This window comes from Pseudomonas sp. 7-41 (genome assembly GCF_021233075.1).
GTDB lineage: Bacteria > Pseudomonadota > Gammaproteobacteria > Pseudomonadales > Pseudomonadaceae > Aquipseudomonas > Aquipseudomonas veronii.
Window position 1 is genome coordinate 5,086,112 of sequence record NZ_CP089551.1, and the last position, 11,528, is coordinate 5,097,639.

Below are 11,528 nucleotides of genomic sequence, written 5' to 3' on the forward strand. Positions count from 1 at the left end.
CTCTAATCGACCGGTCTTGTCTTACAGAAGAATCGGTTTCACCCATGGATATCAAACAGCTCTGGCTCAACGTCAAAGACCTTTGGAATGCCCTCGATGAACACCCGCTGCTGCATTCCAGCCTGGGCTTGCTGGTGTTGTTGGTGGTGGCGCTGTTGCTCGGACGGGTGGCGCGTTACCTCATCCTGCATGCGGTCAAATTGCTCGGCCGGCAACCGGCCCTGCACTGGCTCAACGACCTGCGCCACAACAAAGTCTTCCATCGCCTGGCGCAGATGACCCCGTCGCTGGTGATCCAGTTCGGCCTGCACCTGGTGCCGGACCTGAGCAAGACCGCAACGCTGTTCATCGGCAACGTGGCGTTGGCGTTCACCATCCTGTTCGTGGTGCTGGCCATCAGTGCGCTGCTCAACGCCCTGCTGGACATCTATGCGCGCACCGAACATGCACGTACCCGCTCGATCAAGGGCTATGTGCAGTTGGCGAAGATGATTCTGTTCGTGTTTGGCGCAATCATCATCGTCGCCACCCTGATCGACCGCTCGCCGCTGTTGCTGCTGTCCGGCCTGGGTGCGATGTCGGCGGTTATCTTGTTAGTCTACAAGGACACCTTGCTGTCGTTCGTCGCCAGCGTGCAGTTGACCAGCAACGACATGCTGCGGGTCGGCGACTGGATCGAAATGCCCCAGGTCGGCGCGGACGGTGACGTGGTGGACATCACCTTGCACACGGTCAAGGTGCAGAATTTCGACAAGACCATCGTCTCGATTCCGACCTGGCGCCTGATGTCCGAGTCGTTCAAGAACTGGCGCGGCATGCAGGCCTCCGGCGGGCGTCGGATCAAGCGCAGCCTGTTTATCGATGCCAGCGCCGTGCGCTTCCTGCGCGACGATGAAGAAGTCCGCATGACCCAGGTCCACCTGCTCACCGACTACATCAGCCGCAAGCAGGCCGAACTCAAGGCCTGGAACGAAGCCCAGGGCCAAAGCGCGCAGTTGTCGGCCAACCGCCGGCGCATGACCAACCTCGGCACCTTCCGCGCGTATGCCCTGGCTTACCTGAAAAGCCACCCGGACATCCAGCCGAACATGACCTGCATGGTGCGTCAGATGCAAACCACCGCCCAGGGCGTGCCGCTGGAAATCTACTGCTTCACCCGCACCACGGCGTGGTCGGATTACGAGCGGATTCAAGGGGATATCTTCGACTACCTGCTGGCGGTGCTGCCGGAATTCGGCTTGAGCCTGTATCAACAGCCGAGCGGCACGGACCTGCGCAGCGGGCTGTTCGCAATGACGCAGAACACCACGACCGCCCAAGCGCTGGAGCGCTGACAAGGCAGACGGCGCGGGGCTCGCGTGCCCCTCGCCTGTCGAATCACCACACGCCCCTGCGCCCAATCAGGCCTTGCGTTACAGGCCAGGCCAACTCGGTAAATAACCGAGGAACATGTCTAGTTGCCGCACGCGGCAAAATCAAACCGCCGCCGCAACTAAGAAAACTCTACCTATACGTTTAGTGAATTTCACTATTCAGGCACCCGGTTTTTAATCTGTTTTTAGAAAAACCAAAGCTATAGCATCTGGCCATCGAACAACTCTGTGAGAAGGCGTTACTTATGTTATGGACAACTAAGCTTTCAGATGATGCGGCACACTTTGTATTAAGTTCGGATGCGGAAGCATTGACTCATTACTGCGGTGCAACTGCCTTTTCTCAACCTCGCGACTTTTATACCGACAGCCCCTACCAGCGGCCTTCAAGGCCGCAGGACGTGACCGATTCGATTATCAGCAGTTGCCTGACAAGCGAGCAACTCTCACACAGCCAGCATCTTTTGGCGCAACGTTTATTATTGAATATCTATGAGCAAGACTTGGTCTTTTTACCCAAGCCGCCCATGGCGCTGGATCTCAAGGTATTCAAGGAATTTTATGACCCATTGCATGCCGCGTCGGGTAAAAAGATTCGTCCGTTATTGGAGCACTACCTCTACAACTGGCTCAAGGAAGAGGTGCACATCAACGGCCCCTGGTGCCTGGACGCCTTTGTCGCCCACACCGACAAGGTCTTGGACGATGTGGCCCGCTCCGACTCAAAACTCCATGAGGTCCTGACCACCAGCCGCCATCCCGAACGTGCCGCGCGGTTCTTCATGACGCAATGCGCCGGCGACTTCCTCAGTGAAGCCTCGGCCATGGCGCGCAATGTGCTGGGCAACAGCGGCGTGTACACCAGCGAGCTGTTCAAGATCCTGATCGACGAATACGGCTACGGCATCGACAAGAAAAAGCACAGCACCATTTTTGAAGACATGCTCAAAGACATGGACATGTCCCCTCACGTGCATCACTACTGGCAGTTCTATACCCCGGCCTCGCTGTCGCTCACCAACTACTTCCACTACGTGTCGGCCAACCATGGCGAGCTGTTCCGCTATATCGGCGCCATGTACTACACCGAAGCCACGCTGGCCCTGACCACCCAGCATCAGTCGCGCGCCATCAAGACCATCTTCAACGGCACGGTCTCCACCGAATACTTCGACGAGCACTCACACATCGATGTGCATCACGGAAGAATGGCCCTGCAACGCCTCATCCTGCCGATGATCAAGCAGTTCGGCAACGCGATCATCCCCGACCTTATCCGCGGTTTCGAGGAGTTCCGCTTACTGCAGGACATCGCCGACGAAGAGCTGTATGCCCATATCAAGTGGCATGACGAGTTGGACGAACACCGTGCCCAAGCCAGCGCCCTCCAAGGCCGCAAGCCAGTGGACCTGACGATCACCGAGCCTGAACACGAGCTTTCGGTGCTGCACACCCACCCCAACGACGAGCTGTTCTGGGTCGAGTCCGGCGAGCTGGATTTCGTCGCCAGCCCCGAACTGAGCGTGCGCCTCAAGGCCGGGGAAGGCGTGGTGATTCCCAAGGGCATGCTGCATGGCACCCGCGTCGTCAGCCCGTCCTGCACTTACACCGTCACGGCCATTTGAGGACGCCGCCCCATGAAAGCCATCAGCCTGAACCTCAGCCATACCCACTATGTGGCGGTGGAAGGGAAAACCTACTTTCTCAAGCGCCATGCACATTCGACTCAACTGCTGCCGACCGCCTGCCCCCATCGCGGCGGCCCGCTGCACATGGGAGAAGTGACGGGTGACGGGCAAAGCGTGATCTGCCCCTGGCACGACAACGCCTACAAGGTCTGCAACCTGGAAAAGAAGTCGCTGCCCACCGTTCGCGTCAGAAACCAGATCAGCACCGTCATTGGTGACACCGAGCGGTGCGTGCCTCTCCTTAAACTCTCTCGTTACGACTGATGGTGCCCATGAATAATAAATCGACCCTTGCTGCGTTTTATTCGATCGTGACCCTCTTCACCGGCCTGGACATGGCGATTGTGATTGCCATGGTCTGGTTCGGCCTGGAGACCACCGGCTCGACCTTCCTGGTGGGCGCCACCTTATGCGTGGCGACCGTGGTGCCGTATCTGTGCGAGCAGTACATCGGCCGTTTCTTCACCATTGAACTGAGCATGAAACGGCTGTTGTACATTCGCCTGACCGCGTTCGCCGCCGTGCTGGGACTGTCGTTTACCGACGCGGCGCTGTTGCCGATCGGTTTCCTGGCGATTGCCTTCGTGGTGGGGGTCACCGACTACTTCACCATCAGTACCCTGGAATCGAAAAACACCAAGCTGGTGCTGGCCGGGCTGACCAACAGCGACACCTCGGCGCGCTTGATGCAAACCTCCATCCAGATCGGGGCCTTTGGCGGTGCGCTGCTGGGCGGGGTGATTGTGGATGTGTTCACGGTCAACCAGACCCTGCAGATCATCAGCCTGGGGGCGATCCTGTCGTTGGCGGCGATTCTTTTTGTCGCGGCCACGCCCACCGCCGACGCCACCGAGCAAGTCGTCGACACCCACACGGCGCAGTCCCTACAGTTGCCGCGCAACCTGTACATCCTGATCATCGTGTTGAGCATGATCGGCTTCCATATCGGCGCCTTCAACAGCCTGGTGCCGATCGTGTTCCAGAAGCTCAACGAATGGAACGCCACCCTGTTTGGCGTCGCCAGCGGCCTGGCGGGCCTCGGTGCGTTCAGTGCCGCGGTGCTGCCACGGATCAAGCTCAACAGCTACAGCGCGATCCTGCTGGTGATCCTGGCCGACGTGGCAATCGTCTATTTCCATAACCTCTACGTGATGATGGCCGCCGCTTTCCTGCTGGGTTTCTGCATCAACAGCCTGCGCATCCAATTGCGTAAAACCCTGATCGAGTCGGCGCCCAACGCACGGATCGCCGACGTGATCGCCGCCAAAAGCTCACTCTACTACCTGCTGGTCAGTGGCTCGGCGCCGATGATCCTGACGTTCTTCACCACCACAAGCTTCCTCGGCCTCGAAGGTGCGCGCGTGCTGATGATCGTCTCCGCCGCGCTGTTGGCCGCTGCCGTACTGGCGTGGAACCTCACCCCTGCCGTCGCGGCCACCGCCACCACAAAATAGGAGTACCTGCTTTGGAAACCGTACTGATCGTTGACCCGTTCTCCACAGGTAAACTCTACGCGCCCTTGCTCAAGGCTCAGGGCGTGAGGTGCTTTGCCGTGATTTCCACCGACAGCTTGCCCGCGCATTTCACCGATGACCTGATCAGGGAAAACTTCGAGGCGGTCTACCACTGGGAAGAGGGTTTGCTGGAGATCCTCGAACCGCTGTCACTGAGCGCCGTGATCGCCGGTTGCGAAACCGCGATCTACCTGACCGACTACCTCACCGAAGTCCTGCGCGTTCCCGGCAACAGCCGCGTCACCAGCGACCTGCGTCGCAACAAGTTCTCCATGCAGCACGCCCTGAAAAAACACGGGCTGGCGAACATCGAATCGCAACTGCTGAGCTCACCGACGCGCATTGCAGAGGTGGTTGCCACGCTGGACGACAAGACCACCTACGTGGTCAAGCCGCTCAATTCCGCCGCCACCGAAGGCGTGGTGTTCGCCCAAGGCCGGGCCGGCGTCAAGAGTGCCTTGGACACTGCGGCCTGGCAGCGCAAAAACGACCTGGGGGAAATCAACCTCGGTTTCATCGTGCAGCCGTTCGTGTCGGGCCCGGAATATGTGGTGGATATGGTCGCCTTTGACGGCGTGTACATCATTGCCTCGGTGTGCAGGTACACCAAGGTCCAGAGAAACGGCAGCATGTTTGTCTACGAAAGCCTGGACACCCTCGACCCCCGCGCCGAAGACCTGCAACCGCTGACCGACTATGCCCGCCAGGCGGCCGCGGCGCTGAGCATCGAGGTCGGCCCGATTCATATGGAGATCATCTGGTCTGCCCACGGCCCGGTGATGATTGAAGCCGGCGGCCGCTTGCATGGCGGCATCGCACCGCTGCTGTTTCAACAGGTGTATCACCCGGATTTGCTCTCGCTGGCCATCGACAGCTACCTCGGCCGCCCACGCCCGCGCGCCGATGCGGTCAGCCAGATCAGCCACGGTCGGATCGGGTTCTTCTGCTCCGATGAACAACGCACCTTCGCCACGCCCTCGCCGCAGGCCCTGCAGAGCGTAATGGAGGACGAGGCCTATTGCGGCCACCGCTACTTCATCCGCCCGGGCGACACCACGCCGGTCACGATCGACTTCGCCACCTGCCCGGGGCTGTTCTGGCTGCAACACCTCTCGGCGCCGCAACTGGACATCAGCAGCGCCAATCTACGTAAACAGCTGTGGTGTTAAGACCATGAAAAGTCGTTTGATCATCCGAAAGTCAGCCAGTGATCTGGGCATCAACAACGCGTGCGCGGCGGTTATCGAAGACATTACCGTGTCGGACGACCAGAGCTTCGTCAGTGTCCTGCAAAGCAACCTGAATCACGTTGCGTCCCACCTCAACGAGCTGGACTCCAACGTCATTTACGAAGGCTTTGCCAAGCAACTCAAGAAGCTCGGCTACGAAAACACCGTGAGCGCCAACGAGAAACTGTTGCGGCGCTTCATCGCCAAGGGCGTATACCCCATCAACAACATCGTCGATGCCTATAACGCCGTGGCGATCCGGCATGGGGTCAGCATCGGCGTACACACCTACCATCGGCGGGACGACATCTACGTCATGCGCTCGGAGGCGCCCAGGGCTTTCCGCCCGCTGTTCGCCAAGAAGGAGATTACGATTCCAGCGGGCGATATCGTCTATACCTGCGGTGACGTGCCCCTGGCGAGCATCGGCAAGGTCGACGCCGACGCCCATGACTTCAGGCTGACGAAGGACTCGTCGAGCCTGCTGGTGGTGGTGCTGGGGCACGACGATACGCCGTTGGCCTTCAACCAGGCCGTCATCGAAGAGTTCGTCGACACCCTGCGCCAGCGAATGCCGGCCTTGAGTCATCACTTTCTCGAGACCGTACACGATCACGCCTGAGGCTGGAACCGCATAGCCGCTGCCAGAACAGCAGCGGCTACCGCCAGGCCTTGAGCACCGGGTTGACCACCACCTCGCGCACATGCTCGATCTTCAGCAGGTTGTCCTTGAACACCATCAGCTCTTCAAAGTTGCGGTATTTGACCTCGAGCATCATGTCGACGTCGCCGAACAGCGAATAAGCCTGAACCACTTCACGGAACTGGTAGATCTTCGGAAACACCAGGTGGCAGTTGCTGCCATTGAGCGTGAGCATCAAAAACGCCGATTGCTGGGCTTCTTCATCGGCGGCGACGTTGATGGTGAAGCCGAGGATAATGCCCTTCTCGATCAGTTTCTGAACCCGCGATTCCACGGCGGTTCGCGACTTGTGAACTTGTCGCGCCAGCTGCGCCAGGCTGACCCGGGAGTCGTCCTTCAAGGCAGCAATGATCTGTTCGTCAACCTTGTCCACTCTGCCGCCCCCACACTTTTCTCTTCTATAACAGACTTTCATTCCCGCTCACGCCTGCCCTGGGCCTATCACCTCGCAGACTGTACGCCAGGCCCGGGCTTTATGCCCAACCGACTGATCCACACTGCCGCCAGAATCACCAAACCGCCCAGGGCCAGACGGCCCAACGGCTCGTGCTGGTTCCAGATCAACAGGTTCAATAACAGCCCCACCGGCACATGCAGGTTGTTCATCACCGCCAGGGTCCCGCCGTTGACCAGGCACGCGCCCTTGTTCCACCAGTACATGCCCAGGGCCGTGCTGACCAGCCCGAGGAACACCAGCACGCCCCATTGCAGCGGCGCTTCGGGGAGGAAATCAGCCTTGCCGAACACCAGGAATGCCGGCAACACCACCAGCAGCGCACCGAGGTAGAAATAACCGAAGCGCCGGTAGTGCGGCAGATCACTGGGGTAGCGCGCCACCAACTGCTTGTACATGACTTGCCCGGCGGCGTAGGTGAAGTTGGCCAGTTGCAGCAGCAGGAAGCCCCCAAGGAAGTGCGGGGTGACTTGATCGAAGCGGATGACCGCCGCACCCGCCACCGCGACCAGCGCGGCGACCAGGGCCCAGGGGTTGAAGCGTCGGTTGAGGGCGTCTTCGATCAGGGTCACATGCAGCGGCGTGAGGATAGTGAACAGCAGCACCTCGGGCACCGTGAGCACGCGAAAGCTCAGGTACAGGCAAACGTAGGTCACGCCAAATTGCAGCGCACCGATGACCAGCATGCCGCGCATGAAGGTCGGCTGCACCGAGCGCCAGCGCGTCAGCGGAATGAACACCAGCCCGGCCAGCAGCACGCGCACCAGCACCGCGAAGTAGCTGTCGACGTGACCGGCAAGGTATTCGCCGATCAAGCTGAAGGAAAATGCCTGTATCAGGGTGACAACCAGTAAGTAGCCCATGCGCGCCTCGTATCGAATGGGCGGGACATTAAAGGTTTTCGGCGGCTCACGAAACTCGGCGCAAAAAAAACCCGACCTCGCGATAGCGGCAGTCGGGCAGGAGCACTCAGGAGCAACAAGTGCAAAGGGAGGTTTTTACGCGGACTTGAAGGGTTTGCGTGGTGAGATATAAACACCGCGCGATTATGTGACGATTAAAGGATCACGCGACTTGCGCCAGCAACGCCTTGGCGTGGTTGATGCCTTTTTCCTGGAAGTCGCCGCTCAGGTTCACCCCTTCGGCGTGAATGAACGTCACGTCATGAATCCCGATGAATGCCATCACCTGACGCAGGTAAGGTTCCTGGTGATCGGAGCTTGCGCCGGTGTGAATCCCGCCCCGGGCGGTGAGCACGATGGCCCGCTTACCGATCAACAAACCCTGGGGGCCGGTGGCGGTGTACTTGAAGGTCACACCTGCACGCAACACGTGATCCAGCCAGGCTTTGAGGGTGCTGGGGATGGCGAAGTTGTACATCGGTGCCGCCATCACCAACACGTCGGCGGCGAGCAATTCGTCGGTCAAGGTGTTGGAGCGATCCAGGGATGCCTGTTCGCTGGCGCTGCGCTGATCCGCCGGTTTCATCCAGCCGCCGAGCAGGTTGGCGTCCAGGTGCGGAAGCGGGTTGAGCGCCACGTCGCGCACGGTGATCTGATCCGCCGGGTGCGCAGCCTGCCATTGGCTGATGAACTGCCGGGTCAGTTGGCGGGAGATCGAATCCTGCTGGCGGGCGCTGCTTTCGATGATCAGTACGTTGGACATGGCTGCGTAGGCTCCATCTGTAATTGCTGTAAGTCGATGGAGAAAAGATTAACCAGAGCCAATTCGATAAAAAAGCGCAAAAAACTGCTACAACCCATCTAGAAATTTGTTTATAAGCGGAGTATTGCTGTAGGCATGCTCCGCTGTCGCTTTATTTCGGTGCACATTCCAGTGCGATACGCATCTTGATGATCGCGCGGTTGAACTTGACGGTGGTGTTGGTGCTTTTGCCCGCCGGCACGCTGACAGTACGGCGACGGGGTGATTCCGGGCCGTTGGTGAAAGTCACCGAACACAGCGCGTCGCGCGTGCCGTAGTTGTTCAGTTGGATCGAACTGATGTCACCGTCCACGTCGGACGCGGTGTAATCCACGCTCACGCCGTCGATCTTTTTTGTCACATCGATGGGGTAGGCAAACGCACTGAGCGGCAGCAGTGCCAGCACCACACAACACAATTTTCTCATTCGGCAGTCTCCAATAAGGACTGTCAGCTTAGGACAAGAGGAGCTCATCTTGAAAGCGCCCCGCGTTACCCTCGATCAATGGCGCACGCTGCAAGCCGTGGTCGACCATGGCGGCTTTGCCCAGGCGGCCGAAGCGCTGCACCGTTCGCAGTCCTCGGTGAGCTACACCGTGGCCCGCATGCAAGACCAGCTCGGGGTGCCGCTGCTGCGCATCGACGGGCGCAAGGCCGTGCTCACCGACGCCGGCGAAGTGCTGTTGCGCCGCTCCCGGCAGTTGGTGAAAAACGCCAGCCAACTCGAAGACCTCGCCCACCATATGGAACAGGGCTGGGAAGCCGAAGTACGCCTGGTGGTCGATGCCGCCTACCCGAATGCACGCCTGGTGCGCGCCCTGACCGCGTTTATGCCGCAAAGCCGCGGCTGCCGCGTGCGCCTGCGCGAAGAGGTGTTGTCGGGGGTTGAAGAGCTGTTGATCGAAGGCGTGGCCGACCTGGCGATCAGCAGCTTCAACATCCCCGGCTATCTCGGCACGGAGATGAGCAACGTGGAGTTTGTCGCCGTCGCTCACCCCGAGCATGCCTTGCACCGCATGAACCGCGAACTGAGCTTCCAGGACCTGGAAAGCCAGATGCAAGTGGTGATCCGCGACTCCGGGCGCCAGCAGCCGCGCGATGTCGGCTGGCTCGGCGCCGAACAGCGCTGGACCGTCGGCAGCCTCGCCACGGCCGCCAGTTTCGTCGGCAGCGGCCTGGGCTTTGCCTGGTTGCCCCGGCACATGATCGAGCGCGAACTCGCCGAAGGCGTGCTCAAGCAGCTACCCTTGGAGCAGGGTGGCAGCCGTCACCCCACGTTCTACCTGTACTCGAACAAGGACAAACCCTTGGGGCCAGCGACGCAGATCCTCGTGGAGCTGCTGCGCACATTTGACACCGCCCCCCTGGATGCGCCTTTCGCCGCACCGCAGCAAGCCTGAAACGGAGTTCATGCATGGCCTGGTTCGAACATGAAGGGTGCAGCCTGCATTATGAGGAATATGGTCACGGCACCCCGCTGATTCTGATCCACGGCCTGGGCTCCAGCAGCCAGGATTGGGAACTGCAGATTCCGGTGCTGGCCCGGCATTACCGCCTGATCGTGGTGGACGTGCGTGGCCATGGGCGTTCCGACAAACCCCGGGAGCGCTACAGCATCAAAGGTTTCACCCTCGATCTGATCGCCCTGATCGAACACCTGGACCTGCCCGCCGCGCACGTGGTGGGCTTGTCCATGGGCGGCATGATCGCGTTTCAACTGGCGGTGGACGAACCGGCGCGGGTCAAGAGCCTGTGCATCGTCAACAGCGCGCCCGAGGTCAAGGTGCGCAGCGCCGACGATTACTGGCAATGGGCCAAGCGCTGGACCCTGGCACGCGTCCTCAGCCTGGCCACCATCGGCAAGGCCCTGGGCGACCGGCTGTTTCCCAAACCGCAGCAAGCCGACCTGCGCCGCAAGATGGCCGAACGCTGGGCAAAAAACGACAAACGTGCTTATCTCGCCAGCTTCGATGCAATTGTGGGCTGGGGCGTGCAGGAACGACTTTGCAGAATTGCCTGTCCAACCCTGGTCATCAGCGCCGACCACGACTACACCCCTGTGGCGCACAAAGAAATCTATGTAAAACTGCTGCCCGATGCGCGGCTGGTGGTCATCGAAGATTCCCGCCATGCCACACCCTTGGATCAACCCGATGTCTTTAACGCTACCCTGCTCGATTTTCTAAAGACAGTCGAAACCACTACCCAGGATCACTGACCCATGCTGAAAAAAATCGCCTTCTTTGCCGGTTCCGTTCTGTTCGCTGCCAACCTGATGGCCGCCGAGCCCGCCAAGGCGCCCCACGTATTGATCTCCACCACCAACGGCGACATTGAAATCGAACTGGACCCGGTCAAGGCGCCGATCAGTAGCAAGAACTTCCTGGCCTACGTCGACAAGGGCTTCTACACCAACACGATTTTCCACCGTGTGATCCCGGGCTTCATGGTCCAGGGCGGCGGGTTCACCGCGCAGATGGCGCAAAAAGACACCAACCCACCAATCAAGAACGAAGCCAGCAACGGCCTGCATAACGTGCGTGGCACGCTGTCGATGGCCCGCACCTCGAACCCGGATTCGGCCACCAGCCAATTCTTCATCAACGTCGCGGACAATGCCTTCCTCGATCCAGGCCGCGATGCCGGTTATGCCGTGTTCGCCAAAGTGGTCAAAGGCATGGACGTGGTCGACATCATCGTCAACTCGCAGACCACCACCAAACAAGGCATGCAGAACGTGCCAATCGATCCTGTCCTGATCAAGTCGGCCAAGCGCATCGACTGAGGTCCGCAGGTAGTTCCGCGCGGCGCTCACAAGGCGTCGCGCGCCTTTGAACAGGAGAGCCCGCCGGGCGGGCGTCAA

13 protein-coding genes are annotated in these 11,528 nt (G+C 59.9%); 9 read left to right on the plus strand and 4 right to left on the minus strand.

The window, feature by feature from the left end:
• The first annotated feature begins 44 nt into the window (after positions 1–44).
• The 6 genes from LQ249_RS22970 (at position 45) to LQ249_RS22995 (ending at position 6,426) form a co-directional block, all read left to right on the plus strand.
• Entirely contained in the window at positions 45–1,334 is a 1,290-nt protein-coding gene (locus LQ249_RS22970; RefSeq protein WP_046382470.1) for a mechanosensitive ion channel family protein, read from the plus strand.
• 440 nt (positions 1,335–1,774) lie between these two features.
• Complete coding sequence (locus LQ249_RS22975) at positions 1,775–2,998, plus strand: iron-containing redox enzyme family protein (protein ID WP_227778707.1); 1,224 nt, start codon at positions 1,775–1,777, stop codon at positions 2,996–2,998.
• Positions 2,999–3,010: 12 nt separating this feature from the next.
• Positions 3,011–3,325, plus strand: a complete 315-nt coding sequence (locus tag LQ249_RS22980) for a Rieske 2Fe-2S domain-containing protein (RefSeq protein ID WP_017845288.1) — start codon at positions 3,011–3,013, stop codon at positions 3,323–3,325.
• A gap of 8 nt (positions 3,326–3,333) precedes the next feature.
• Positions 3,334–4,515, plus strand: coding sequence for a hypothetical protein (locus LQ249_RS22985; protein ID WP_057003839.1), 1,182 nt, complete (start codon positions 3,334–3,336; stop codon positions 4,513–4,515).
• A gap of 11 nt (positions 4,516–4,526) precedes the next feature.
• Complete coding sequence (locus tag LQ249_RS22990) at positions 4,527–5,744, plus strand: ATP-grasp domain-containing protein (protein ID WP_079444485.1); 1,218 nt, start codon at positions 4,527–4,529, stop codon at positions 5,742–5,744.
• A 4-nt stretch (positions 5,745–5,748) separates the two neighbouring features.
• Positions 5,749–6,426, plus strand: a complete 678-nt coding sequence (locus LQ249_RS22995) for a phenylalanine--tRNA ligase beta subunit-related protein (RefSeq protein ID WP_017845285.1) — start codon at positions 5,749–5,751, stop codon at positions 6,424–6,426.
• Positions 6,427–6,463: 37 nt separating this feature from the next.
• Here LQ249_RS22995 and LQ249_RS23000 read toward each other — a convergent pair whose 3' ends face one another.
• The 4 genes from LQ249_RS23000 to LQ249_RS23015 all read right to left on the minus strand — a co-directional run bounded on the left by LQ249_RS23000 (position 6,464) and on the right by LQ249_RS23015 (position 9,092).
• A complete protein-coding gene (locus LQ249_RS23000; protein ID WP_017845284.1) occupies positions 6,464–6,880 on the minus strand; it encodes an Lrp/AsnC family transcriptional regulator in 417 nt (138 codons plus the stop codon).
• A gap of 68 nt (positions 6,881–6,948) precedes the next feature.
• On the minus strand, positions 6,949–7,824 hold the full coding sequence (locus LQ249_RS23005; RefSeq protein WP_017845283.1) for a carboxylate/amino acid/amine transporter: 876 nt from the start codon (positions 7,822–7,824) through the stop codon (positions 6,949–6,951).
• A 202-nt stretch (positions 7,825–8,026) separates the two neighbouring features.
• The gene (locus LQ249_RS23010; RefSeq protein WP_017845282.1) at positions 8,027–8,626 is read right to left on the minus strand and encodes an FMN-dependent NADH-azoreductase; all 600 of its coding nucleotides are present in this window, start codon (positions 8,624–8,626) and stop codon (positions 8,027–8,029) included.
• A gap of 151 nt (positions 8,627–8,777) precedes the next feature.
• On the minus strand, positions 8,778–9,092 hold the full coding sequence (locus LQ249_RS23015) for a hypothetical protein (protein WP_026139816.1): 315 nt from the start codon (positions 9,090–9,092) through the stop codon (positions 8,778–8,780).
• 49 nt (positions 9,093–9,141) lie between these two features.
• On the opposite strand from LQ249_RS23015, the gene LQ249_RS23020 reads away from it, so the two are divergent.
• From LQ249_RS23020 to LQ249_RS23030, 3 genes are read left to right on the plus strand one after another with little or no spacing between them, the layout of a single operon-like run.
• The gene (locus LQ249_RS23020) at positions 9,142–10,065 is read left to right on the plus strand and encodes a LysR family transcriptional regulator (RefSeq protein ID WP_017845280.1); all 924 of its coding nucleotides are present in this window, start codon (positions 9,142–9,144) and stop codon (positions 10,063–10,065) included.
• Between the two features lie 14 nt (positions 10,066–10,079).
• Positions 10,080–10,883 (plus strand): alpha/beta fold hydrolase, encoded by an 804-nt coding sequence (locus tag LQ249_RS23025; RefSeq protein ID WP_017845279.1) that lies wholly within the window; start codon positions 10,080–10,082, stop codon positions 10,881–10,883.
• 3 nt (positions 10,884–10,886) lie between these two features.
• Positions 10,887–11,450: a peptidylprolyl isomerase A gene (locus LQ249_RS23030; protein WP_017845278.1), complete on the plus strand. Its 564-nt coding sequence runs from the start codon at positions 10,887–10,889 to the stop codon at positions 11,448–11,450.
• Positions 11,451–11,528: the final 78 nt, after the last annotated feature.